This is a genomic window from Brachymonas moutaii (nom. illeg.) (assembly GCF_049977365.1).
Lineage (GTDB): Bacteria > Pseudomonadota > Gammaproteobacteria > Burkholderiales > Burkholderiaceae_C > Brachymonas.
Genome location: NZ_JBNGEN010000001.1, coordinates 577803 through 602967 on the forward strand (window position 1 = coordinate 577803; position 25165 = coordinate 602967).

General features: G+C 64.2%; 22 protein-coding genes and 1 other RNA gene. 12 read left to right on the forward strand and 11 right to left on the reverse strand.

From position 1 onward, the window contains the following. Nucleotides 1–457 precede the first annotated feature (457 nt). The 3 genes from ACP2WS_RS02580 (at nucleotide 458) to ACP2WS_RS02590 (ending at nucleotide 3076) form a co-directional block, all read left to right on the forward strand. Entirely contained in the window at nucleotides 458–916 is a 459-nt protein-coding gene (locus ACP2WS_RS02580) for a bacteriohemerythrin (protein WP_374491175.1), read from the forward strand. 512 nt (nucleotides 917–1428) lie between these two features. Further along, nucleotides 1429–2085: an adenylate kinase gene (gene adk / locus ACP2WS_RS02585; protein WP_374491177.1), complete on the forward strand. Its 657-nt coding sequence runs from the start codon at nucleotides 1429–1431 to the stop codon at nucleotides 2083–2085. 142 nt (nucleotides 2086–2227) lie between these two features. Beyond that, the gene (locus tag ACP2WS_RS02590; RefSeq protein ID WP_426459358.1) at nucleotides 2228–3076 is read left to right on the forward strand and encodes an undecaprenyl-diphosphate phosphatase; all 849 of its coding nucleotides are present in this window, start codon (nucleotides 2228–2230) and stop codon (nucleotides 3074–3076) included. A 41-nt stretch (nucleotides 3077–3117) separates the two neighbouring features. On the opposite strand, the gene ACP2WS_RS02595 is transcribed toward ACP2WS_RS02590, so the two are convergent. Further along, nucleotides 3118–4155 (reverse strand): asparaginase domain-containing protein, encoded by a 1038-nt coding sequence (locus tag ACP2WS_RS02595; protein ID WP_374491181.1) that lies wholly within the window; start codon nucleotides 4153–4155, stop codon nucleotides 3118–3120. A gap of 115 nt (nucleotides 4156–4270) precedes the next feature. On the opposite strand from ACP2WS_RS02595, the gene lexA reads away from it, so the two are divergent. The 4 genes from lexA (at nucleotide 4271) to ffs (ending at nucleotide 7021) form a co-directional block, all read left to right on the forward strand. Then, nucleotides 4271–4930: a transcriptional repressor LexA gene (lexA, locus tag ACP2WS_RS02600; RefSeq protein WP_426459359.1), complete on the forward strand. Its 660-nt coding sequence runs from the start codon at nucleotides 4271–4273 to the stop codon at nucleotides 4928–4930. Between the two features lie 259 nt (nucleotides 4931–5189). After that, nucleotides 5190–5669, forward strand: a complete 480-nt coding sequence (locus tag ACP2WS_RS02605) for a hypothetical protein (protein WP_426459360.1) — start codon at nucleotides 5190–5192, stop codon at nucleotides 5667–5669. Between the two features lie 210 nt (nucleotides 5670–5879). Next, nucleotides 5880–6896, forward strand: a complete 1017-nt coding sequence (locus tag ACP2WS_RS02610) for a D-2-hydroxyacid dehydrogenase family protein (RefSeq protein WP_426459362.1) — start codon at nucleotides 5880–5882, stop codon at nucleotides 6894–6896. A gap of 28 nt (nucleotides 6897–6924) precedes the next feature. Beyond that, nucleotides 6925–7021, forward strand: an RNA gene (gene ffs, locus ACP2WS_RS02615) — signal recognition particle sRNA small type. 106 nt (nucleotides 7022–7127) lie between these two features. On the opposite strand, the gene ACP2WS_RS02620 is transcribed toward ffs, so the two are convergent. Next, nucleotides 7128–10565, reverse strand: coding sequence for a UvrD-helicase domain-containing protein (locus tag ACP2WS_RS02620; RefSeq protein ID WP_426459363.1), 3438 nt, complete (start codon nucleotides 10563–10565; stop codon nucleotides 7128–7130). Continuing rightward, the gene (locus tag ACP2WS_RS02625) at nucleotides 10562–13381 is read right to left on the reverse strand and encodes a PD-(D/E)XK nuclease family protein (protein WP_426459364.1); all 2820 of its coding nucleotides are present in this window, start codon (nucleotides 13379–13381) and stop codon (nucleotides 10562–10564) included. Before ACP2WS_RS02625 ends, ACP2WS_RS02620 begins: the two co-directional genes overlap by 4 nt. A gap of 132 nt (nucleotides 13382–13513) precedes the next feature. Here ACP2WS_RS02625 and trxA point away from each other — a divergent pair, with 132 nt between their 5' ends. Continuing rightward, a complete protein-coding gene (gene trxA, locus ACP2WS_RS02630; RefSeq protein WP_374491193.1) occupies nucleotides 13514–13849 on the forward strand; it encodes a thioredoxin TrxA in 336 nt (111 codons plus the stop codon). A 363-nt stretch (nucleotides 13850–14212) separates the two neighbouring features. Next, nucleotides 14213–15475: a transcription termination factor Rho gene (gene rho / locus ACP2WS_RS02635; RefSeq protein ID WP_374491195.1), complete on the forward strand. Its 1263-nt coding sequence runs from the start codon at nucleotides 14213–14215 to the stop codon at nucleotides 15473–15475. A gap of 60 nt (nucleotides 15476–15535) precedes the next feature. Here the strand turns inward: rho and ACP2WS_RS02640 are convergent, their stop codons facing one another. Continuing rightward, complete coding sequence (locus tag ACP2WS_RS02640) at nucleotides 15536–16189, reverse strand: thermonuclease family protein (RefSeq protein ID WP_426459365.1); 654 nt, start codon at nucleotides 16187–16189, stop codon at nucleotides 15536–15538. Between the two features lie 371 nt (nucleotides 16190–16560). Here ACP2WS_RS02640 and ACP2WS_RS02645 point away from each other — a divergent pair, with 371 nt between their 5' ends. The 3 genes from ACP2WS_RS02645 (at nucleotide 16561) to ACP2WS_RS02655 (ending at nucleotide 18224) form a co-directional block, all read left to right on the forward strand. Beyond that, a complete protein-coding gene (locus ACP2WS_RS02645) occupies nucleotides 16561–16935 on the forward strand; it encodes a glycine zipper domain-containing protein (RefSeq protein ID WP_374491198.1) in 375 nt (124 codons plus the stop codon). Nucleotides 16936–17113: 178 nt separating this feature from the next. Further along, entirely contained in the window at nucleotides 17114–17491 is a 378-nt protein-coding gene (locus ACP2WS_RS02650; RefSeq protein ID WP_426459366.1) for a hypothetical protein, read from the forward strand. Then, nucleotides 17484–18224 (forward strand): hypothetical protein, encoded by a 741-nt coding sequence (locus tag ACP2WS_RS02655; protein ID WP_426459367.1) that lies wholly within the window; start codon nucleotides 17484–17486, stop codon nucleotides 18222–18224. Before ACP2WS_RS02650 ends, ACP2WS_RS02655 begins: the two co-directional genes overlap by 8 nt. 36 nt (nucleotides 18225–18260) lie before the next feature. On the opposite strand, the gene ACP2WS_RS02660 is transcribed toward ACP2WS_RS02655, so the two are convergent. The 7 genes from ACP2WS_RS02660 to ACP2WS_RS02690 form a co-directional block, all read right to left on the reverse strand. Then, nucleotides 18261–18686, reverse strand: coding sequence for a BLUF domain-containing protein (locus tag ACP2WS_RS02660; RefSeq protein ID WP_374491204.1), 426 nt, complete (start codon nucleotides 18684–18686; stop codon nucleotides 18261–18263). Nucleotides 18687–18767: 81 nt separating this feature from the next. Beyond that, entirely contained in the window at nucleotides 18768–19472 is a 705-nt protein-coding gene (gene folE / locus ACP2WS_RS02665; RefSeq protein ID WP_426459368.1) for a GTP cyclohydrolase I, read from the reverse strand. A 130-nt stretch (nucleotides 19473–19602) separates the two neighbouring features. Continuing rightward, on the reverse strand, nucleotides 19603–20403 hold the full coding sequence (locus ACP2WS_RS02670; protein WP_426459369.1) for an endonuclease/exonuclease/phosphatase family protein: 801 nt from the start codon (nucleotides 20401–20403) through the stop codon (nucleotides 19603–19605). Nucleotides 20404–20443: 40 nt separating this feature from the next. Further along, nucleotides 20444–22246 (reverse strand): aspartate--tRNA ligase, encoded by a 1803-nt coding sequence (gene aspS, locus ACP2WS_RS02675; protein WP_426459370.1) that lies wholly within the window; start codon nucleotides 22244–22246, stop codon nucleotides 20444–20446. A 43-nt stretch (nucleotides 22247–22289) separates the two neighbouring features. Continuing rightward, complete coding sequence (locus ACP2WS_RS02680) at nucleotides 22290–22985, reverse strand: DUF502 domain-containing protein (RefSeq protein ID WP_426459371.1); 696 nt, start codon at nucleotides 22983–22985, stop codon at nucleotides 22290–22292. 18 nt (nucleotides 22986–23003) lie between these two features. Continuing rightward, nucleotides 23004–23237, reverse strand: coding sequence for an FmdB family zinc ribbon protein (locus tag ACP2WS_RS02685; protein ID WP_374491214.1), 234 nt, complete (start codon nucleotides 23235–23237; stop codon nucleotides 23004–23006). A 347-nt stretch (nucleotides 23238–23584) separates the two neighbouring features. Then, nucleotides 23585–25033, reverse strand: a complete 1449-nt coding sequence (locus ACP2WS_RS02690) for a high affinity choline transporter 1 (protein ID WP_374491216.1) — start codon at nucleotides 25031–25033, stop codon at nucleotides 23585–23587. Nucleotides 25034–25165: the final 132 nt, after the last annotated feature.

Genomic DNA, 25165 nt, shown 5'->3' on the forward strand with positions numbered 1-25165 from the left:
TGCATTCCCGACAAAATCACTTTCCCATTCGATGGCTCCCGAAAACCGGGAAATTCGATGGCGTCGGCCCGTGGCGTCCGGCACTCCGCAGGTTCACTCCACATGAACCTGGCATGCCGTCAACGCCCTGCACTTTTTGCCCGTTCGATCTGCTCCTGCAGAGCTGGCAAGGAATGCTCTCTACAGAGCCAGACAGACGCTGGGGCACTCCTTTGTCATTCACCCGCGATAATAAACAGGCATTAATTCAGAATGTTATGGATCGACCATTATTTTAATTTTTATTAAAATATATGGATTACAAAAAAACCTATAAACTCACACTCACTTGATGCGTATCAAAAATCGCAGGAAGTGATCCTGATTCAATCTTTCCACATTTTTGATTCACTGCTTCAGTGCGGCATGCCCATATGCCGCAACCTTTGCACACACTCAACCACAGGGAGCAAACGGCATGGCCCGTATCGAATGGACACCCGAACTCGACACCGGCATTGATGTGATCGACGACCAGCACCGCCGCATCGTCGAATACATCAACGATCTCTACGATGCCAAGATGCGCAACGACCGCGAAGCCATGGCCGAAGTGATCGACAACGTGATCGACTACACCCTCTCGCATTTCGGCTTCGAGGAAGTCATGATGCAGGACGCTGGCTACGAATTCCTCAACGCCCACAAGCGCGTGCACGAGATGTTCGTGCAGCGCGTGGCTGGTCTGGCCCAGCGCTTCAAGGATGGGGAAGACGTCGGCGCCGAACTGCATGCCCTGCTCTCGCGCTGGCTCATCAACCACATCCTCAAGGAAGACCACCACTACGTCCCTGCCGTCAAGGCCATGACCGAGCGCAACTCCCATCAGGAACAGGCCAAGCGCAAGGGCTGGATCTCCCGCTTCTTCGGAGGCTGATGCTTCTGCTCGGGTCTGCCGCGACCAGGTCGCATGGTTCCGGCTCCCGTCACCGATCGAGACAAGGCAGCACTCCGTATGACTGGCTGCTGCCGCGTTCCTGGCGCCCCTCCCGAAGGGGCGCCTCGTTTTCAGCTGGTGCAGCAGTATGGAGCTGAGCTTCAGCACACCCGCGCTGTCCCACAGCGGTGCGCCCTGCTGCCCACAGGGTGCGCACCGCAGTCCCCCATCGAACAGGCTTTGCAACACCCGCTGGAACCTGCAGGAACGCCTCTTCATCCTAGGGAAAACGCGCAATTTTTCCGCAAGCGCAGAGTCAGCGCAGACTGTAACCAGCGTGGTATTCTTGGCGGCTATGGTCTACAGCCCGGCTCCCTCTGGGATCTGGCAGCGCACTGGCCTCCGAACATGCCCGGCAATACAGGCAGCATCCGTCCTTGCTGCGACACCCGCCTGCCCTCCGCCGATGAGCTCCGGTTTCCGTTTTTAGTCTTCAGTTCAAAGGATTTTTCATGAAGTTGATTCTTCTTGGCGCTCCCGGCGCCGGAAAGGGCACCCAGGCCCAGTTCATCACGCAGAAGTACGGCATTCCGCAAATTTCCACGGGCGACATGCTGCGCGCCGCTGTCAAGGCAGGCACCCCGCTGGGACAGGAAGCCAAGAAGGTCATGGATGCCGGTCAGCTCGTGAGCGACGACCTGATCATCAACCTCGTCAAGGATCGCATCGCCCAGGAAGACTGTGCCAATGGCTTCCTCTTCGACGGTTTTCCGCGCACCATCCCGCAGGCCCAGGCACTCAAGGATGCCGGCGTCAAGCTCGACCACGTGCTGGAAATCGATGTTCCCTTCGAGGCCATCATCGAGCGCATGAGCGGTCGCCGCAGCCATCCGGCCAGCGGACGCACCTACCACGTCACCTTCAACCCGCCCAAGGTCGAAGGGGTCGACGACGTGACCGGCGAGCCTCTGGTGCAGCGCGACGACGACAAGGAAGAAACCGTGCGCAAGCGCCTCGACGTGTACAGCCAGCAGACCCGTCCGCTGGTCGACTACTACAGTCAATGGGCTGTCGAGGAGCCGGAACAGGCGCCCAGGTACCATTCCATCAGCGGCATCGGCGCGGTCGATGAAATCACCGCCCGGGTGCTTCAGGCACTCGAAGGCTGAGCTATCATCCTTCGCGCATCGCCCCCCGCACCCCTGTCTTCCGAGCCCGGCCCTGCCGGGCTTTTCGCTTTTCAGGAGCGGTCAAAGGGACCAGGGGCGATGAATTCCCAGAGTTTTTCTCTTTTCCCCTCTCTCACTTTCCATGAATCTCCTGCACATTTTCATCCTGGCTCTGGTCCAGGGACTGGCCGAGCTGCTGCCTGTCTCCAGCTCGGCCCATGTCGTCATGGCCGAAAAATGGCTGGGACTTGACCCCACCGCCCCCGAAATGACCATGCTCTTGGTCATGCTTCACACGGGCACCATGTTCGCTGTCATCGTGTATTTCTGGCGGCACTGGCAGGAAGCCTATTTCTCGTCCGCCGAGGCGTTCAAGCGCAATGCCTGGCAGCTTCTGCTTGCCACGGCTGCCACCGGCGTGGTGGGCCTGACCCTGCTGGAGATCATCAAGCACGTGTTCATGGCCGGAGCACCTTCCTTCGAGATCGAGCAGCTCTTCGGCAACCGGATCATCATTGCCTCGGCCCTGGCCGCTGCAGGCATTCTGATTCTGGTGAGTTCCGGACTCCAGCGTCGGGCCACGCAGCATGGCCAGCCGATGACCACGCGCGCGGCCCTGTGGACCGGTGCGGTACAGGGCCTGTGTCTGCCGTTTCGCGGCTTCTCCCGATCGGGTGCCACCATTTCCACCAGCATGGCACTGGGCGTGTCGCGCCCGGTAGCAGAAGCCTTCAGCTTCGCCCTGGCAGTGATTCTCACACCTGCGGTCATCGTCAAGGAAGGCTATCGGCTGGTGCACGCCCATGCCTTGTCATCGAGTGCAGGTGGCCTGAGTCACCTGCTGATGCCGGGTCTGGTGGGCATGGTCCTCAGCTTTCTGGCCGGCCTGCTGGCCCTGCGCTGGCTCTCTGGCTGGCTGGAGCACGGGCGCTGGCATCTGTTCGGGCTGTACTGTCTGGCGTTTTCCGGCGTGGTCTGGGTTGCAGGCTGATCCGGCACCCTGCATCGTCCATCGCTGCGAAAGCGGCGCTCTCACACCTCGCTGCGCCGCCCCATCAGCTCCAGCAGCAGAGCGATGCGGGCCTTGAGGGGAGGCAGGGCGTCGGGACACAGCGGAATGGATTCCTCGCTGGCACGCACGTCTCCCCGGACGGTGGCTGAAACGGCCCGCCCCTGCATGCAGCGCGTGGTGCGCCAGATCACGGGCGTGTCCTGCCTTGCTGCTGCTCCACGGACCACTTCTTCCAGAGCGCGATGCACGGTGGCATTGCCCGTGCCCACCACCACCACCCCCTCAACCCCTGCTGCCACCAGTGCATGCAGCGCGCGGCCGGTCTGCCCTGCATGGCTGCCCAGCAGCTCCACCCAGGGCCATGCACGCGGCGGCGTCTGCTGCAGGCACTGCCACAGCCCTGCCACCGACTGCGGGTCGAGGGGGAGTCTTTCAGCCAGCGGGCGTGGGGCGCGCAGCCAGCGCAGCCGGCCCTCCTCCACATAGGCCACACAGCCTGCATCCCCTCCCGAGAATGCATCGAGCCGATAGGGTTCGACCTTCTGCACATCACGGGCATCGAATACCTTGCCGGCACAGACAGCCAGCACGCCCTGTGCCTGCGGATCCCGCGCCACACTCAGGGCATCGGCCAGATTCTGGGGCCCGTCCGGTGAACGGGCCGTGGCAGGGCGCATGGCACAGGCCAGAACCACGGGCTTGTGGCGCCAGACGGCCGCCCCGGGAGCGCACCCCAGCACGCGCCACAGAAAGTAGGCGGTTTCCTCAAGCGTATCCGTGCCGTGGGTGATGACCACAGCCCGTACGTCAGGCCTCTCCAGCCAGCGCACGCAGGCCATGGCCAGCGCCTGCCACGTGCCGTAATCCATGTCCTTGCTGTCGAGCTGGGCGATCTGCTCTGTCTGCAGGGTATCGCCATCAAGCACTTCCTCGATGCCGGGTATGCGCAGCAACTCGGTCACCGGCCGCTGGCCGGCACGGTAGCCCACCCCGTCATCCGGCCGGCTGGCTTCTCCCGCGATGGTGCCGCCTGTTGCCAATACCCCAATCGTTGCCATTTTTTCCGCCCTCTGCTTGCCAAGCCCAAAAAGCTGGTTAAAAATACAGTCACTGGATATGCAAACAGTATCCGCCCCGCATCCCGCGCCGTCCTTTGAAGGAGCCAGTGTAATCATGAACAACACCGTCAAGCTCACCGCCCGGCAGCAGCAGATCCTGGAGCTGATCCAGCACGCCATTGTCCATACCGGCGCGCCGCCCACCCGGGCCGAAATCGCTGCCGAGCTGGGATTCAAGTCGGCCAATGCGGCCGAGGAGCACCTGCAGGCACTCGCGCGCAAGGGAGTCATCGAGCTCGTCAGCGGCACATCCCGGGGCATCCGCCTCAAGCAGACGGCTATGGCAGAGCGTTCTGCACTGCAGGCCACCTTCGACGAATTCTCCCAGCTGGCCCTGCCTCTCATCGGGCGCGTGGCGGCCGGCTCTCCCCTGCTGGCGCAGGAACATGTGGACACCACCTACCATGTGGCGCCCTCGCTGTTTGCCTCGCGGCCCGACTATCTGCTCAAGGTGCGTGGCATGTCCATGCGCGACATCGGCATTCTCGATGGGGATCTGCTGGCCGTGCAGGCCACCCAGAACGTGCGCAACGGACAGATCGTGGTGGCCCGCGTGGGCGACGAAGTCACCGTCAAGCGCTACGAACGGCTGTCCGACCATATCGAACTGCATCCGGAGAACCCGGACTACCCCACCATCGTGGTCCATCCCGGCGAACCCTTTGCCATCGAAGGCCTTGCGGTCGGACTGATCCGCAACAGCGTGCTCATGTAGCGCACGCAGCAGGCACGGCCTCGGGGCAGACCGTGCCCCCGTTTCCCTGTCGTTTCATTTCCGGATGTCCCTCCAGGTGGCGGGCGTTGGCTGGTTGCGCCCCTGCGGCGCGAAGGACAACCCTGGAGTCGATCGTCCTGCATGTTCCCAATCCTGCCTGTGCATCCCGTCGGTCCCCGATCCGGTGCCTACTTCCTGTCTTTCAGGCTCCCCTGCAGAGCAGAGAAATATTGGCACCTCTTGTACAGAGGAGAACATCATGTTTCTGCATTTCCCGCTGACTGCACTCGTCGATTCCCGTGGCGAAAGCCGCGACTATGCCCGTGCCCTGTCCATCCGGCTGCAGCGGCTCGGCACGCGCCCCTCGGTCTCGCCCATGGCCATTTTGCGCGCCGATCTGCCCGCATCTTCCGAGCCGCAGGTGTCCAAGCGTTCTGCCACGTCCTGGGTCGCACAAGGCCTGGGCTTTTCCGCCTCTGTCCATGCAGCCCATGCACGGCTGGCGCATGGTGCTGCCCCAGTGCAGGCCGACAAGGGGACGAATCTGGCTGCCCCTTCACCGGCGACGGTGCAGCTCTGCAGCTGCCCGGCAGATCTGCCCTCTTCCTCGTACACGCCACCGCATGTACGCCGCTGGATGGCACGCGGACGGCTCGTACTCAGCGGTCGTCTGGCCGATGTCTGTGCCGAACTCGAAAGGCTGGCAGCCCAGGAAGCCCTCTGCTCCGGCATGGCGTGAGCGCAGCGCAAAGCCCTTGGGCACAGGGAACTGCACCTGTGCCCTCAAGGCTGCCATGCCTCGTCAGCCGCCGGATGTGACAGCGCTCCAGCTGCTTCTGTCGCTCCGGCAAGACGCATCCTCTGCAGGTCTGCTGGATGCGTTACACGATCTCACCAAAGTCCCCGTTCTGCCCCCGGAAACGAGAAGGCTTCATGCACAATCGACCGGATGAACATCGTGATTCTGGATGACTATCAGGACGCCGTGCGCAAGCTGCCTTGTGCAGGTCGGCTCGACGCGCTCAATGCCAAGGTGTATACCAATTCCGTCAAGGGCATCGGTCAGCTGTCCGTGCGCCTCAAGGACGCCGACATCGTGATCCTAATCCGGGAACGTACCCCCATGCACCGCGCCCTGCTCGACAAGCTGCCCCGGCTCAAGCTCATCGTGCAGACGGGTCGCATCGGCGACCATGTGGATGTGGCTGCCTGCACGGAACGCGGCATTGCCGTGGCAGCCGGCACGGGCTCGCCGTATTCGACTGCAGAACTGACCTGGGCCCTGGTGCTGGCCGCCAGCCGTCGCCTGCCTCAGTACATGGCGAATCTGCGTCACGGGGTGTGGCAGCAGTCGGGGCTGAAGGCGGCCTCCATGCCTCCGAACTTCGGCATCGGTTCGGTGCTGCGCGGCAAGACGCTCGGCATCTGGGGTCTGGGCAAGGTGGGTCAGCTGGTGGCCGGCTATGGCCATGCCTTTGGCATGAAGGTGCTGGTGTGGGGCAGTGACGATGCGCGGCAGCGGGCCGTGGCGCTGGGCTACACCCCTGCGCTAAGCAAGGAGCAGTTCTTTGCCGAAAGCGACGTCCTGTCGCTGCATCTGCGGCTCTCAGCCTCCACCACGGGAGCGGTGACGCTGGAGGATCTGCTGCGCATGAAGCCCACGGCCACTCTGGTCAACACGGCCCGTGCAGAACTGATCGAGCCCAATGCCCTGACCGCAGCCCTCAACCGGGGACGCCCCGGCATGGCTGCCGTGGATGTCTACGAAAGCGAACCTGTGCTGCCCGGACAGCCGCTGCTGCGCATGGAAAACTGCCTGTGCACTCCGCACATCGGCTATGTGGAAGAAGAAAGCTACGAGCTGTATTTCAACACCGCATTCGACAGCGTGCTGGGCTTCATCGCCGGGAATCCGGTGAATCTGGTCAACCCCGAAGTGCTGCGGATGACCACTCGCCGAGGCTGAAGGGGCACAATCGACTACAATAGACAGTGACGGGCCTTCCCGCATGGTGAAGCGGCCAACCGGGTCAGGTGGGGAACCAAGCAGCCCTAACTGTGTAGCCAGTGCCGGGGTCAAGGCTCGTCACCCTCTTTCTTTCCACAAGGCATCCCCAGCGGATGCCTTGTGCGTTTCTGGCCCTCCCTGGAGCTGGCTCCCTTGCGGAGCGACTTCCGGGGCACGGGCGTTCCTTGGTCATGCCACTTCCTGCATGCGCCCCTCCGCCGTGAAAAATGCCGCCCGCACCGGGGCATCGGGATACAGGGACTGCACCATCCTGCGGTACTGCTGGAGTTGCTCCTGCAGGGACTGCGAGGTTTCTGGCTGCGAGGCACTCTTGTAATCGATCACCCACCAGGTGGCAGGTGCACTGTCTCTGGCGCGGGTGCGCACGAGCCGGTCGATGCGGTAGAGCTGCCCCTCCTCGCAGAGATCGACTTCGTTGGCCTGCCATTCGATCGTCTCGCCCCATGCCCAGGCACCCTCACCCGAGAGAATGCGGTGTGCCCGCTGCAGCACCTCCTCGGCCTGCCCGAGCGAAAGCTGGTAGTCGCGCTGCAGAATGCGTGCCAGCGCGGTGCCATCAGCGGTTGCCGTGCCAGGGCGCTGCCACTCCAGCACCTTGTGCATGGCCTGTCCCATGCGGGACTGCAGCCGCAGCTCCGGGGACTGCTGGGCATCGAGCATGGCCTGGGTCATCGGGTCCTGTCGCAGGGTTGCCGGCAGGGGGCGCGGTACGGGCAGGGTCACCTCGGACTGTCCCGTCATCCCTGCTGTGTCCTGTGCCGCAGACGCAGGAAGGAGCGCCGCCTCGTCCTGCAGGGGCTGCGTTTCCGGCTGGAGCCGTTCTTCTGCATCGTACTGATGCAGCAACCGCCACCAGCTTCGCTCGTAAGGCTGGCGCGGCACCACGGCAGACAGCAGCAGCTCGTGGCGTGCACGGGTCATGGCCACGTACAGTGCATTGAGTTCTTCGCGGAGTGCCTCGGCCTGTTCCTGCTCAAGCAGGCAGCGTACCGAGGGTGGGGGAGACTTCTCGCTTTCCAGGAACACGAAGGCGCGGGGATGGGGGTCCTGCCCCGGCCATTGCACCAGCACTTCCATGGTCTGGCTGCGGGTCTTTCCGGCATCGCTGTCCAGCAGCACCACGAGATTGGCCTCCAACCCCTTGGCGCCATGCACGGTCAGCAGCCGGACGGACTGCCCCTGGGAAGTGGCCGGTGTCTGGTCGAGCACGCTTTGGCGCATGGCATGGACCCAGCCATAGGCACTGGGGAAACGTCCCCCGAAGAGCTGGAGCGCATGCGCAGGCAAGGCCTGCAGATGTTCGCGCACGGCCTGACGGCGCGACGCCGGGGCAGCCGCCACGAAGCGTGCCACAAGGTCTCCGTCGCGGAAGATGGCATCGAGCGCATCATGAGGCGGCCGCTGCGAGAGCCACCCCTGCCAGCGCCTCAGGGTACGGGCCAGGGGTGCCCAGGAGCTTGCAGCATGCTGCTCCTGAGCCAGGATCCAGTCCAGCCATGAAGACAGCCGCGCCCGCCCGCCCGCCTGCATACCGGAAGCTCCTGCATCCTGGATATCGACGCCACTCCCGGGCTGGGCCGGCCGGGTCTGTGCGACAAGTTCAGAAAGCCGGGCATCATCGAGCCCGAAGAGTGGCGACTTGAGCGCACGCGCGAGATGGATGTCGTGTCGCGGGGAGACCAGGGCATCCACGAGCGCCAGCACATCGAGCACTTCCGGGGTATGGGCGAGCATTTGCTTGCTGGCGATTTCCGAGGCGATGCCCCGTTCGGCCAGGGCCACGCGCATGTCCTGCAGGCGGGCGTTGCGGCGCGACAGGATCATCACCTCGCCCGGGGCCAGATGGTCCTGCACGATGCGCCTGTGCACCCAGGCGGCCAGCTGCCGGCATTCCTTCTGGGCCAGTGCCTCGTCCTCCGTTTCGCGGGGCTGCTCCAGGCTGTCGCGCCAGAGCACCTCGGTCTCGGAGTTCCCCTGATCCTCGGCAGCGGAAGGGCGCTCCACTGCCGGCAGGGCGCCTACCGCTCCCGCCACGGCCGAAGCGGTGGTATGGACACGGAAATCCGCGTAGGCGCCTTCACGCTGCAGCCCCTGCATGACCGCATTGACCGTGGCCATCACGGTCTGGCTGTTGCGCCGCGTATGGTCGCAGCTCAGCAGGGCACCACCCAGCCCCTCGTGGACAAAGTCCTTGGCGGCCCGAAAGACCTGCGGCTCCGCGCGCCGGAAGCGGTAGATGCTTTGCTTGGGGTCTCCCACAATGAAGACGCTTGGCGCCGTGGCGGCACCGCCATAGCCAGACAGCCAGGCATGCAGGGCCTGCCACTGCATCGGGTTGGTGTCCTGGAACTCATCGATCAGCAGATGGCGCACCTGCGCATCGAGCCGCTCCTGCATCCAGCCGCTGAGCACCTCGTCCTGCAGCAGCACTCCTGCGGCCCGCTCCACGTCGGCCATGTCCACCCAGCCCTGTGCATGCTTGACTTCGCCATACACACGCAGCAGCACCCGCGTCAGCCGCATCATGCGCTGCTGGTATTCCCAGGCCTGATGCTGCTGCATGGCCTCGCACAGCAGCAGCAGCTCCTGCTCGGCTTCCACTGCCTCCTGGTATTTCTGCAGATTCCGGGTCAGTCGGTCTTCGCTGGCCACAAAGAACGTCTTGCGCAGCATCCGGAAGCGTTCCCCGGCGTCGGCATCATCGAGCGCAAAGGCATCGACCACCATCTGGGCGGCCTTGACGGGTGTCTTGGCACTTTGCTCCTGGCCGAGGGCCTGGGCCCGCAGGCTCCAGCGCTGCCGTGCCGCCTCCGTCGCCAGGGCTTCGGACGGATGGCGGTAGGACTTCAGCTCCGGTACCCGTTCCGAAAAATGGGGAACCGATGCCGCCACGACTCCCTGCGCATCGGCCAGCATGAACTCCGTGCGCTTGGACAGCGCAGCCTCCAGCGCCTTGTGGATCTGGCTGCGCCCGTGCAGGGCCACCAGCTCCTGGTAGTCGCACAGCGCCTCGGGGTCCTGGAGCAAGGCGGCATGGAAAGGCTGCCAGGTCTCTGCAACGGCCGGGGCATCATCCTCCAGCAGCGTGTAGTGGCTCGGCAGGCCCAGCTCCTGAAGCACCTGCAGCGGAGCCACCCGCAGGAGGGCTGCAAACCAGGCGTGAAAGGTCCGGATCTGCACCGCCCGCCCCTGCCGGATGAGGCGAATGTAGAGCGTCTGCAGATGCGGCGCCTGCTCCTGCGCCTGCCGTGCCGACAGGCCGCGCAGCTCCAGCTCGGGCACGAGCGCCTCCACAGGCAGGGCGGCAAACGTCTCCAGCCACTCGGAGAGCCGCTGCTGCATTTCGGCCGCCGCCTTCTTGGTGAAAGTGATGGCCAGAATTTGCTGCGGCTCGGCTCCGGCGAGCAATGCGCGCAGAATGCGGCTCACCAGCATCCAGGTCTTGCCGGCGCCTGCGCAGGCCTCTACGGCCACGTGCCGCGCCGGGTCGCAGGCCACGGCATAGAAGTGCTCGGGCGGGACGGTGTGCCCATCAACGGCATAGGCCGGTGGATGCCCGTGCGCGGAAACAGGCGTGTCCGGCAGAGGGGTTCTCGATGCATTCATGTGTCTGACTCTTCCCAAAAATCCTTGCGGCACAGGCCACGCACGCTGCAGTAGTCACAGCGCACCCCTCGTCCCAGCGCACGCAGGGGCGCTCCACGGGCAATGCGGCCCATGTCCTGCGCAATGCCCTGCAGCAGCTGGTCGCGCAGGGCAACGACATCCTCGTGTTCATGCAGCTCGGCCTTGCCGCGCTCGGGCACGTTGAGATAGCCGACGCGCACGGCTTCGGGCGCCATCAGGGCCGCATAGAAAGCCAGCTGCGTATCCTCCGCAGGCTCGCCGATGCGCTGCCGCGTGGCCATGGCGCTTTCCGTCTTGTAGTCGATCAACCGATGGGTGGCCTCCCCCTGAGAGCCGCTCCGCACAGCAGGCAGACAGTCAATGCGGTCCAGGGTGCCCACCAGCCACAGCGCAGCAAGTTCCGGCACGGTCGAGGCATCAAGACCGCAGGCTGCCAGGGCATCGTGCAGAGACAGACGCCGCTGTACCTCGCCGCGCTCGAATGTGGCGCCCACGGTCGCATGGTCCTGCTCCATCCAGTCCAGATATGCCTGCCGCACCGATGGCCACGCCATGCGGAAGGGCAGAAATGCCGCATCATCGAGGAGCAGCTCTTTCTGTGCACGCTCGGCCGCCTCATCCAGCAGAGATTCCCAGCGTGCACGGTTCTTCTCTGCCTCCAGGGCATCCCCTGCGGGCTGCTCCGCCAGTCGCTCATGGAACTCCTGCAGCAGCCGGTGCAGCCACACCCCGAAGTCCCGCTTGGCCACTTCTCCGGTGAGCTCCGGCACCTCCCTCAGCCCCAGCAGACTGCGTGCCCAGAACTGGTAGGGGCAATGGCGCAGCGTGTCGTAGGCCGTGGCAGAGAGCTCACGCAGCGGCAGATTCCGCCCCTGCGGTCGCGGCATGTGCCCCGCCTGCACCGACACGCGGCGCAGCAGGCGCGGATCCAGAGCCCACTCCACTGCGCGAGGGACTGCGTCCTGCCCGGCAGAGGACAGCCCCTCGGTCACGCCCCCTGCGTCCTGCGCTTCCCGCATTGCCTCCTCCTGGGCCTGCCCCGCTGGCGATGCCATCCAGACCACCTCCTGCCACAGAGGACTCGGCAGCAGGGACTGCCCGCTGCCGTCCCCCTGGCTGCGCAGCAGATGCACACCCGGCGTGCCCAGTGCCTCGTGCCAGGCGGCCCGCACGGCGGCCTGGGCCGCAGCACGGTCGGGCAGCCCCAGGAGTGCCCGCTGTGCTGCCGTCCAGCTCCCCGGCAATTCAGGAGAGGCAGGCAGCCGCACGGCATCACACCCCGGAACCACCACTGCAGCAAAGCCCCGTGCGAGCAGCTGGCTCATCGGGGCAATCACCACCTGCTCACGCAGGGGATACGGCGGCTTGAAAGTGCCGCCTTCCAGCACTTCGCCCACCCAGTCGGTCCATTCCGCCAGACTCCAGCGCTCCGCCGCCTCGCCCATCTCCAGATCCCCCACCTCGGCATTCAGATGCAGGGCAGCCAGCACTTCCTCCCCGGCCGGATCACCCTGCAGCCAAGCCCCTGCGCCCGTGGCTTCGAGCACGCTCCAGGTATCAGCCAGCCATGCCGCCAGAGGACGCGCCGCCTGAAGAGACTCCCGCTCCTGCTGCACCTGTAGCACCCAGGGCGCCAGCGGATCCTGCCACTGCTGCCACCAGCCCCGAGCCGGCCATTGGGCCCAGCCATGACGCCGCAGATGGGCTTCCACCGTCTGTACAGCCGATGGGGGAATCCCCTGCGGCACCATGGGTGCATCGTCCTGTGCAGGGGTGCCTGTGACTTGCACTCCCTGCGCCAGCTTGAGCCACTCCAGCACGACATCGCTGTCGGCTCGTGGCGCACACGCCCGCAACAGCGCCATCACCTGACTGGCCGCGAGCGTCGTCGAGAGCTTCCAGCCCGTCTCGTCCCGCACCGTGAGCCCCTGGCCCTCCAGCGCGGCACGAATGCGCCGTGTGAGAGCACGGTCACTGTCGACCAGCGCCACGAGCCCGGCATCCCGCTCCACCTCGGCCTGCACACAGGCCGCAGCCCGGCCTGCCTCATCTTCCAGATCGGCAGCCACATGCAACTGCACGGGACGCCCCTCCGAAGCCCCTCTGGCGCCAGCCCCCAAAGCCCGTGCCGTGACCAGTCCCCCCATCTCCAGCACGAAACTGCTGCCGGGACATCGGGCCTCGCAGGCCGCTGCCAAGGCCGTCGCCAGGGGATCTTCCTGGAACCCCCGCCACACGATCAGGGCATCCACCTCCCCTGCAGCAATGGCGCCAAACAGCACATCGGTCGCATAGGCAGACAGCCCGGCCCAGGTCACGGACAGAGCAGCCACCAGCTGCTCCATGCGCAGAGCCTCCACCTGCTGCTCCGCATCCAGCTGGGCCCTCCGCTCCTGCTGCCAGAGCAGCCGCTCGTCCGGCGGCACAGCGCTCGCCACGGCGGCCAGCTGCAGAGCCGCCTCGCGCAGGCGTCCGGCCAGCCAGTAGGTCTGTCCTTCCAGGCCGCCCTGTGCCAGCAGGCTGCGTGCCGTCAGCAGATCCTGCGCCGCATCGAAGCGCATGTCCCAGCCCTGGGGCACGAACGCCCCCCACTGGGATGTCCAGTTGAAAGTGGTTTCGAAGCGCGGCATCATGCCGCGGGCATGCCGTGCCGCCCACTGCGCACGTGCCACCGGCATCAGCTGGGCATAGGGCAGCAGAACCACGCTCCGACTCGGGTCGGCCCCCCGGTCCCGCAGGAATTCCTCCACCTGCTCCAGGAGGTGTCCCCAGAGCCATACACCATCATTCGACAAGGGTCGGGCCTGCATCGGGTATCGCTTTCTGTCACAATAAACCCGAATTCTGGCATGGACGGCCGCCCCTGCGGGGCTGCTCCCGCGCACAGAAGCTCCTGACAGTCATTACGAATACAAGGAAGTTATCTCATGGCCAGCGAACTCATCAAACACATCTCCGACGCCTCCTTCGAAGCCGATGTCCTCAAGTCCACCACCCCGGTGCTGGTCGACTTCTGGGCCGAATGGTGCGGCCCCTGCAAGATGATCGCCCCCGTGCTCGACGAGCTCGCCCCCTCCTATGAAGGCAAGCTCCAGATCACCAAGATGAACGTCGACGAGAACCGTGCAGTGCCCGCCCAGTTCGGCATCCGCGGCATCCCCACCCTGATGGTCTTCAAGAACGGCCAGCTCGCTGCCACCAAGGTCGGCGCAGTCGGCAAGGCCCAGCTGGCAGCCTTCATCGACCAGGCACTCACCGCCTGATCGTCCCTGCCTCCGCCTTCAGGGCACCTGTTCCCCGCACCCTCGGGCTGGCGCGGGACAGGTGCCTTTTTCATGCCCTGCAGCCCGGGCGGCCTGCCCCTTCCGTCACGTTTCCTTGCGATTGTGCAGCCCCACAGGTTCTGCATAAGTGTCTATAATTCGTCCCATCTGAACACCGCAGACATGTCCCTCTCGCGACATGCATCGTGCGCAGGCAGCCATCCCGGCCGCCATAGACCGCCTCCGGTGTCCCTCCCCTGAATTTTCCCGCTCCTGCCTGGCCATTTTCACGCCACAGCCATGCCTGTATGCCAGCCGGGCAGAGCATCTCCCTCTCATCTCCCTGCAGAATCCATTCCCACCATGCATCTGAATGAACTCAAGGCACTCCATGTGTCCGAAGTCCTGAAACAAGCGGAAGATCTCGAAATCGAAAACACCGGCCGCATGCGCAAGCAGGAGCTGATGTCCGCCATCATCAAGAAACGCGCCAAGATGGGCGAACAGGTGTTCGCCGACGGCGTGCTCGAAGTCCTGCCCGACGGCTTCGGCTTCCTGCGCAATCCCGACAGCAGCTACACGGCCAGCACCGACGACATCTACATCAGCCCGAGCCAGGTGCGCCGATTCAACCTCCACACCGGCGACATGATCGAAGGCGAAGTCCGTACCCCCAAGGACGGCGAACGCTACTTCGCGCTCAACAAGCTCGACAAGATCAACGGCCTGCCGCCCGAAGCCAACAAGCACAAGGTCATGTTCGAGAACCTGACCCCGCTGTTCCCCAAGGAACAGATGAAGCTCGAACGCGACATCAAGGGCGAGGAAAACATCACCGGCCGCGTCATCGACATCATTGCCCCCATCGGCAAGGGCCAGCGGGCCCTGCTGGTCGCACCGCCCAAGAGCGGCAAGACCGTCATGATGCAGCACATCGCCCACAGCATCACATCCAACTACCCCGACGTGCACCTCATGGTCCTGCTCGTCGACGAGCGCCCCGAGGAAGTGACCGAGATGCAGCGCTCGGTCAGGGGCGAGATCATCGCCTCCACCTTCGACGAGCCTGCCACCCGCCATGTGCACGTGGCCGAAATGGTGATCGAACGGGCCAAGCGGCTAGTCGAGCTCAAGAAGGACGTGGTCATCCTGCTCGACTCCATCACCCGTCTGGCCCGCGCCTACAACAACGTAGTGCCTTCCTCCGGCAAGGTGCTCTCCGGCGGCGTCGACGCCAACGCCCTGCATCGCCCCAAGCGCTTCTTCGGTGCGGCCCGCAACATCGAGGAAGGCGGCTCGCTCACCATCATCGCCACGGCCCTGATCGACACCGGCAGCCGCATGGATGAAGTAATCTTCGAGGAATTCAAGGGCACCGGCAACAGCGAAATCCATCTCGACCGCCGCCTCTACGAGAAGCGCGTGTTCCCCGCCATCCAGCTCAACCGCAGCGGCACCCGCCGCGAAGAGCTGCTGCTGCCCCCCGAAGTGCTGCAAAAGACCCGCATCCTGCGCCAGTTCATGTACAACATGGACGAAGTCGAGGCCATGGAGCTGGTGCTCAAGAGCATGAAAGCCACCAAGAACAACGGCGAATTCTTCGACATGATGCGCAAGGGCGGCTGAGTCCCGCTCCGGCCCGCCGCCCCTGGTGGCTGCGGGCTACCCGAGCGGACCCCGGCACGCTCACCACCGTCCGCGACGGTACACCGAGCGGGGACACGATCCATGCCGCCGCCGAAAATCCCCCGGATACTCGGCTGCCAGCTGCTGTGCGAACAGGCCCATGCCCTGCGCACGGGCCGCCGCTTCTTCCCGCGCATACGGCCCCTTGCGGTCCCAGCCTTGCCGATAGGACCAGGCGGCTCCCTGCCGCACCATTTCCTGCCCCACATCGAGCCGACCGCGCCACAGCCGCGCCAGAAGGCGGCCATAGCGGTCGCGTGCCACCGGTTCGACACGCACCGTCCCTGATCCCAGCAGTGTCTCCAGCACCCGGCCGGACTGTTCCCCCCAGGTCTGGCAGCGCTCGGGTGCATCCATGCCCTCGATGCGGATCTTCTCCACGTCCTGGCGGCGTCTCCACGATCGTCGATCGCTTCCCTGGCCCTCCATCGCCGCCGCCGTCGACGCGGTCGCAGCAGGCGCCACCCATACGGTATCGCCATCCACCACCCGCACCACCTGCCCCTGCCAGGGGGACATCTGCTGGGCCTGCACCGTCAGGGACAGCAACAGCCCTGCGGCCATCCCCCCGATGTGCCGACCGCTTCCGCCCATTCCCCTGCCGCGATCGTCATCCCCTGTGGCGGTCGACACCACGCTGTCCTTGCATTGCACAGTTCCACTCCCTCTCAGGGCGCATTCCACCGATCCCGCACATCCGGTGCAGGCAGGTGGCCTTCATGCAGGCTGAGCCCCCTCGGCCCGGCTTCGCCCAAACCGCCCATCGTACCGGAACAGGTCTGCCTTCCCGATACAGCATCCTCCATCCGAGCCATCGGGCTGCACCAGCTCCGGCCTGTGCGCATGGCAGTACGACTAGCCTCTCCCCTCCCTGTTACCTCGCGTTGCGGCCAGATGCAAACCCGTACCGAATGGAACCGTTCGTTCCCCTGCTTTGCCTATACACTGCAGGAAAGGGAGCTTGAAATTCCAACGGCTACCCTGCATGTCAACAATATCCACTCTTTCACTTCAGGAGCAAGTCCATGACCCCGAACGATCTGCAAAACACCGCCAGCGAAGCTCTCGACACTGCTGCCGCTTCTTCTCACGAAGCTGCCGACAAGACGCTGCGCGCCGCCAGCGAAGCCCTGAGCCAGGCCAGTGCCCGCCTCAATGCAGCCCGTGCGCGTGCAGGCGAAACCATCGACCAGTGGACCGAGCGTGCCCAGGAATTGGCTCGCAACGGCCTCGACAAGGCGAGCGACACCCTGGATCGTTCCAAGCGCGGTCTGCGCCGTGCCGGTGATGCCACCAGCGCTTATGTCGAAGACCAGCCTCTCAAGTCCATCGCCATCGCAGCCGGTGTGGGCGCAGCCACGGCCGCTCTGATCATGCTGCTGCGCAACCGCGACCGCTGATCCCTTCTTTCTTCCTGACGGCCTCTACCAGCTGCATGCACCGGTAGAGGCCTTTTGCATGGGGGCACGCCTTGTTCTCCCATCGCCTCTTCCGGGAGGGCAGATGGTGGTATCGTTGATGCCACCCCCCCCATGCGTGGGGGCATTGCCATCCCCTCCGCATCTCCTGCCTCGCCTCATGATCCATCCCCTTCTCAAGATCCTGATACAGCGGCCCGATCTGGTCATCACCCACATTGCCAACTATGGAGATCTGGTGCAGGACGAGGCACGCGGCGCCATGCGCCATCTGGTCCGCACCCTCATCGGATGGATTGCGGCCGTGATTGCCCTGTCTCTCTTTCTGGTCTTCACAGGGGTGGCCCTGATGATCGGGCTCGTGCAGCAACAGTTCCACTGGGTTCTGTTGGCCGTGCCGGGCGCGATGCTGCTCATTGCCCTCGTGGCCATGAGCATGGCACGTCGGCCCATCCTGCGCCCTGAAATCGGCGAGATCAAGCAGCAGCTGCTGACCGACCTGCACATGCTGCGTTCGGCAGGAGAATCCCATGAGTGACGCCCTCCTCACCCCGCGCCAGCGCCTCATCCTGTCGCGCTACGCCCTGCAGCGCAACCTCGATCCGGCCCATGCCGCAACGCCCGACGCCGAGATCGCAGCCCTGCTCAAGCTTCAGGAGCTCGAACTGGCTGCCCGCCAGCCAGCCGACCCGCACGCCGCTGCCTCCGATGGTGCAGATGGCACACGCAACCGCCGGCCTGCTGCCCAGAATCCGCCCCCCGCGTCCCGCAGCGCACGTCGGGACAATGCAGCCGGAGCTGCAGACACCAGCCATTACGGCAGCGATGAAGCTGCGGATGTCGATGCCTTCCTGTCGTCTTCCGCCTCGGCGTCCCGGGACAGCGCCTCCGCGCCCTTCCATGCGGCGTCGAGCGCCGGCTCCCGCCCGAAGCGCCGCAGCAAGGGCCTGCAGTCGCTGTCGATCTGGCTGTCGCTCGGGCAGCGGGTTCTGGGTGCCTGGTGGCGCCGCCATCCCATGCACATGGTGCTCGAAGTGGGTGAGCCTGTGCTCCAGCAATACGCACGCCGCAGACCCTATCAGTTGCTCGCCCTCTCGGCGGCAGCCGGGGCCCTGATCGTGCTGGCACGCCCCTGGCGCTGGAACTCCACCCAGCGCATGGTGCGCAACAGCGTGCGGCGTGAGCTCAGTGGCTGGGATCTGCGCAGCCTCACGCAGCTGGCGCTCGACAGCCTGCTCGCTACCCTGCGGACAGCCCCCCGCAAGGACTGAGCGATCCTGGCCCGCACATGCCTGGCTGGCCTCAGTTCAGCCGCGCCCGGCAATGTTGGCTGTGGCGATCAGCTCGCGGAACATGGCCATCGACATCTCGCCCGAGGTGAGATAGGGATTGAATTCAGGCCGCTCCGAGTATTTGAGGACGATGGACATGTTGAGCCGTGAAATATCCACGCGCCCCATGGTCCAGCCGCTGTAGCTGCGCTCGGTGATCTCCGAATAGTGCAGCAGCTGCACATCCTCGTGGTGCACCTGATCCTGCAGAATGCGTCCGTACAGGTGGTTCACGTCCGTCCGGCTGCCTTCAAGCACCTGCATGAAGATGTTCTTGCTGTAGCACAGCGCCCCGGTGATGCCATGCTCGGCATTGTAGGCACGCGATTGATGCAGGATGTTTTCGAGGTCATGGAGACCGGCCTCGGTGGCACGGCTGACAAAAAGCAGGCTGACGAGCATGATGCGCTCCCGTGAAAAATCGGCTTCGGGAAAGAGACGGCCATGCCTACGCTTCAGCAGCGCATGGCATGGCAGCGAGGGTCAATCCTTCTGGGGAATGAGGGCCAGGAACTCGCGTCGCAGCGAGGGATCCTTGAGGAACACCCCGCGCATGACCGAATTGATCATGCGACTGTCCATATCCTTGACCCCCCGCCAGGCCATGCAGTAGTGCGTAGCCTGCATGACGATGGCCAGCCCGTCGGGATGGGTGCGCTCCTGAATCATGTTGGCGAGCTGCACCACGGCTTCTTCCTGGATCTGCGGACGGTTCATGATCCACTCGGCCAGGCGTGCGTACTTGGACAGACCGATCACGTTGGTATGCTCATTGGGCATGATGCCGATCCAGAGCTTGCCGATCACAGGCACCAGGTGGTGGGAGCAGGCACTGCGCACCGTGATGGGGCCGACGATCATCAGCTCGTTGAGGTGTTCCGCATTGGGAAACTCGGTGAGCACGGGCGGTTTCACATAGCGCCCCCCGAACACTTCCCGAAGATACATCTTGGCCACGCGGCGCGCCGTGCGGCTGGTGTTGTGGTCATGCTCGGTGTCGATCACCATGCTGTCGAGTACACCCTGGAGTTTGTGCTCCACCTCATCGAGCAGCAGATCGAGCTCGCCCGGCTCGATGAACTCGGCAATGTTGTCGTTGGCGTGGAAACGGTGGCGTGCAGCCTGGAGGCGTTCCCGAATCTTGACCGATACGGGGGTGCCTTCTTCATGAGGGGGCTTCGTCGTCATGGAATAAGCATCAGCAAAAAAAGAGCATGCGGTCGAGCATACCACCCCACCCTATCTCCCTTCGGTACGCACGCCCATGGATTTTCCCCCGTGCCCTCTGGGCGCCGGGAATGCCCCGGTGGCGACCAGGTCAGGGCAACTCGAATTCGGCAATGAGCGGCAGATGGTCCGACAGACGGGCCCAGGAGTTGAGTCCAGTTCGCCCCATCAGCGTACCGGCCTGGGGCACATACTGTCGCGTGCGTCGCAGACCGCGGGCATAGATATGGTCGAGCTGGGCCATGGGCAGGCGCGAAGGGTAAGTGCGGCAGGTGGCCATGCCCAGTCCGCTCGACAGCCCGAAGGTGGCCATGAGGGGCAGCAGCTTGGCCCCCCAGTCATTGAAATCCCCGGCCACCAGCAGCGGCTCATGTCCGGGAATCTGGCGGTCGATGAAGCGCGCAAGCTGCTGCACCTGACGCACGCGGCTTCCTGCCACCAGCCCCAGATGCACCACGATGACGTGCACCGTGTGTCCGGCATAGTTCAGCGCCGAATACAGCAGGCCCCGCTGCTCGAAGCGGTGATCGGACATGTCTTCGTGCAGGGTGCAGAGCACGGGCCATGGGGTCAGCAGCGCGTTGCCATGCTCGCCATGCTTGGTGATGGCGTTGGTCTCATAGACCGCCTGGTAGCCCTCGGGCGCCAGAAAATCGGCCTGCGACTGCCGTGGCCAGTTCACGAAGCGCAGCTCCCCCTTGCGGTTCATCTTGCGCACTTCCTGCAGGCATACCACATCGGCCCCGAGCGCATCGATGGCGCGCTGGAGGTTGTGAATTTCCAGCCGCTTGGCCGGCCCCATGCCCTGCACCCCCTTGTGGATGTTGTAGGTCACCACCCGCAGGGGTTCGGGGGTAGTCAGGGGCAGGGAAGGCGTCTCGTGCGGATGCATGGGGCAGGCCTTGCGCAGGAAGCGTGCAAAAGAGACCCGGTCAGGCCTTGTCGACCACCAGCGGATTGCGCAGGCGGATGTGCAGTTCGCGCAGCTGCTTCTCGTCGACCAGGCTGGGAGCCTGCGTGAGCAGATCCTGCGCTCGCTGGGTCTTGGGGAAGGCAATTACGTCGCGAATGGACTCGGCCTTGGTCATCAGGGTGATGAGGCGGTCGAGGCCAAAAGCCAGACCCCCGTGGGGCGGCGCGCCGTACTGCAGGGCATCGAGCAGGAAGCCGAACTTGAGCTGTGCATCCTCGGGCGTGATCTTGAGCGCGCCGAAGACCTTGCTCTGCACCTCGGCACGGTGGATACGGATGGAGCCGCCTCCCAGCTCCCAGCCGTTGAGCACCATGTCGTAGGCCTTGGCGATGCACTTGCCGGGATCGGTGTCCATGAAGTCCTCATGGCCATCCTTGGGCGAAGTGAACGGATGGTGCATGGCGTTCCAGCGCCCCTCCCCTTCGTCGTATTCGAACATGGGGAAATCGACCACCCACAGCGGTGCCCAGCGATCCTCGAAGAGGCCGTGGCTCTTGCCGAACTCGCTGTGACCGACCTTCAGGCGCAGGGCCCCGATGGAGTCGTTGACGATCTTGGCCTTGTCGGCACCGAAGAAGATCAGGTCGCCATCCTCGGCACCGGTGCGCTCCAGAATGGTAGCCAGTGCGGCATCGTGCAGATTCTTGACGATGGGCGACTGCAGCCCTTCGCGGCCCTTGGACTTGTCGTTGACCTTGATCCAGGCCAGCCCCTTGGCGCCGTAGATCTTGACGAACTCGGTGTACCCGTCGATCTCGCCGCGGCTCATGTGCCCACCCTGGGGCACGCGCAGGGCCACGACCCGGCCACCCGGCGTGGTGGCTGGCGTGGAGAAGACCTTGAAGTCCACGTCCTTCATGGCGTCGGTGAGCTCGGTGAACTGAAGCTTCACACGCAGGTCGGGCTTGTCGGAGCCGTACAGATACATGGCATCCGCGTACTGCATGACCGGGAACTCGCCCAGATCCACATCCATCGCGTTGCGGAACACGGTGGTGATCATTTCCTGGAACATGGCGCGGATCTCGTCCTCGCCCAGGAAGGAGGTCTCGATATCGATCTGGGTGAATTCGGGCTGGCGGTCCGCGCGCAGGTCCTCGTCACGGAAGCACTTGGTGATCTGGTAGTAGCGGTCGAACCCGGCCACCATGAGCAGCTGCTTGAACAGCTGGGGGGACTGCGGAAGCGCGTAGAAGTGCCCGTCGTGCACGCGGCTGGGAACCAGATAATCCCGTGCGCCTTCAGGAGTGCTCTTGGTCAGCATCGGGGTCTCGATGTCGATGAAGCCGTGCGCATCGAGGAACTTGCGCACCTCCATGCTCACCTTGTAGCGCAGCATCAGGTTGCGCTGCATGTAGGGGCGGCGCAGGTCAAGCACCCGGTGGGTCAGGCGTGTGGTCTCGCTGAGGTTGTCGTCATCGAGCTGGAATGGCGGGGTCACCGAGGGATTGAGCACGTGCAGCTCGTGGCACAGTACCTCGATCTTGCCGGTGGTCAGGTTCTCGTTGGTGGTTCCTTCGGGACGGGCACGCACCAGCCCCTGAACCTGCACGCAGAACTCGTTGCGCAGATCCTCGGCCTCCTTGAACATTTCGGGACGATCGGGATCGCAGACCACCTGCACATACCCGTCGCGGTCGCGCAGGTCAATGAAGATCACGCCGCCGTGATCGCGCCGGCGGTTGACCCAGCCACACAGGGTGACGGTCTGCCCCAGCTGGGCCTCGGTGACCTGTCCGCAGTAATGAGTACGCATTGCCATTTCGTTGGTCCTTTGTCGCTTGTCTCTTGACAAGTCTGTTGGGTTAATGGGGGGAGCGTGGAGGCGCCGCATGGTCCGCCCCCACTGCACCATGGGATGAAGCTGGCAGCACATGTTCGTGCGGCACCACCACCCCCATGGAAATGATGTACTTGAGCGCCTCGTCGACCGTCATGTCGAGTTCGATGACTTCGTCGCGGCGCATGATGAGAAAGAAACCGGAAGTGGGGTTGGGCGTGGTGGGCACATACACGCTCACATGGCTGTCGACGAGCTGGCGCTCGACTTCACCTGCCGGAGCCCCCGTGAGAAAAGCCACCGTCCAGCACCCTCTGCGGGGATATTGCACCAGGAGCGCCTTGGAAAAGGCCTTGCCGCTCCCGGAGAACAGCGTGTCGGACACCTGCTTGACGCTGCTGTAGATCGAGCGCACCACCGGAATCCGCACCAGAATGCGATCCCACTGGCGCAGCCACCACTGCCCCACGATGTTGGCAGCCAGCACGCCGGTCACGAAGATCAGCACCCCGAGAGCCACCACCCCGATACCGGGAATGTGGGAAATCCGCTGGATCAGCCCGCTCAGCGGCGGCACCACCGTGACGACGGCCGCCAGGATGCCGCCGAAGATGCCGTCGAGCACCCCCATGAGCCACATCAGCACCCATACGGTGATGACCAGAGGCAGCCAGACCAGCAGGCCGGCAATGAAGTATTGCTGGAGCCGATTCTTGAACATGAAGACGACCGCCTGCGCTCAGGAGTCGCTGGACGCGGGGCCGGAATGGGAACCGGCACTGCCGCTGCCCCCTCCGCGGAAATCGGTCTCGTACCACCCGCTTCCCTTGAGGCGGAAGCCGGCTGCGGTGACCTGTTTCTTGACCGCATCCTTGCCACACACAGGGCAGGTAAGCACGGGCGGATCGCTCATTTTTTGCAGCTTGGTGAAAGCATGGCCACATGCTTCACAGCGATAGGAATAGATAGGCATGAAGAAATCGAAGACTGTCAACACGAAAAGGCCCGTGACCACATTGCACGCGCCGATGCTGAATTATAGGGCGCCGCCAGTGCGCAGAGCACGTGCACGCCCCACACGACAGCCAGCCACAGTGGGAGATCGCGCCGGCACGAGAGAGAAGACACAGCAGGCAAGCCGCCACGGCGAACAGGAAAGACTGTCCAAGCTGTGCAAGGGCTGCACTGGGTTCGGAAGGTACGTCACAGGTTCCCGATCACGCGATCTGGCAGATTTCGGGAAGCAGGTGATGAGGGGAATATCTCATGGCCTTCCTTTGGGGAGGCCATACTCGGGGGCGATGCAGCCCCTTCTGATTTTCAGGCATCGGACCCTTCGAAGACGGGTACATGGCCGTGGACGGGGCGGATCCATTGCGGGAGCAGGGATCCGGCGACCATGCCGAACAGTGAGGCCAGCAGACCGGCAAGCTGTTGTGGGAAGATGCCGTTCCAGCCCGGAACGAACATGAACAGCAGCCAGACCGTCACTCCCAGCACCACCGACCAGATGCCGCCCTGTGTGGTGGCGCGCGACCAGTACAGGCCGCAGACCAGCGGCACGAAGGCACCCACCAGCGGAGCCTGATAGGCCCCCGAGACCATCTCGTAGATGGAAGTGCCCTGCATCAGGATCGCGTAGGCCAGCACAATGGCTGCAAACACCAGCACGGCCAGGCGCATGGCCAGCAGTGTGCGGCGGTCGTCCATGCGCACGAAGTGGCGCAGGATGTTCTCCACAAAGGTGGTGGTGGGGGCAAGCAAGGTGGCAGAGGCACAGGACTTGATGGCCGACAGCAGCGCCCCGAAGAAGATCACCTGCATCACGAAGGGCATCTTCTCCATCACGAGCGTGGGCAGCACCTTCTGGGGGTCGTCCTTGATGAGGGCAGCGGTCTCGGTCGGCATGATGATCAGGGCCGTGGCCACGAGGAAAATGGGCACGGCCGCAAAGGCGATGTACATCATGCCGCCGATGACGGGGCCGAAGATGGCTGCCCGCACCGTGCGGGCGGACATGACGCGCTGGAACACGTCCTGCTGCGGGATGGAACCCAGCATCATGGTGATGGCCGAGGCAAAGAAGACGAGGCCATCATGCCAGGTGGGCTCGGGCCAGAATCGGAACAGGTCGCGGTGCCGCGCCAGATCAAGAACCGGTGCCGTGCCGCCGGCCATGTCGGCCGCAAAGAACGCCAGCACCAGCAGCCCGACGATCAGGACGATCATCTGGATGAAATCGGTCACGGCAACCGACCACATGCCCCCCAGCAGGGTGTAGGCCAGAATGGAGATGACCCCCATCACCATGCCCCACGGGATGGAGATGGCACCATGGGTGAGCAGATTGAAGACGACGCCCAGCGCGGTGACCTGTGCCGACACCCATCCCAGATAGCTGACCATGATGATGACCGAGCAGAACACCTCGACGAAGCTGCCGTAGCGCGTGCGGTAGTAGTCGCTGATGGTGAGCAGATCCATGCGGTAGAGACGCCCGGCAATGAACAGCCCCACCAGGATCAGGCAGGTACCGGCGCCGAAGGGATCTTCCACGATCCCGCCGAGTCCATCCTTCATGAAGCGCGCCGGGATGCCCAGCACCAGCTCGGAGCCGAACCAGGTGGCGAAGGTGAGCGTGACGATCATCATCAGGGGCAGATGGCGCCCCGCGACCGCGAAATCGGCGGTGTTCTTCACGCGCCGTGCGGCCAGGAGGCCGATGCCGATGGTGACCAGCAGATAGAGAAGGACCAGGACGAGCAGCACGGGCGTCTCCGCAGAGAAAGAAGGCCAGGAATCCGTTCAGAAAAAGATGAGCGGCGCATGAATTGCGCCGCCATTATCGGGGGTGCAGACCGCTGCATCGGGCCTCCACCGCGCACCGCTCTTCGGCAGTGG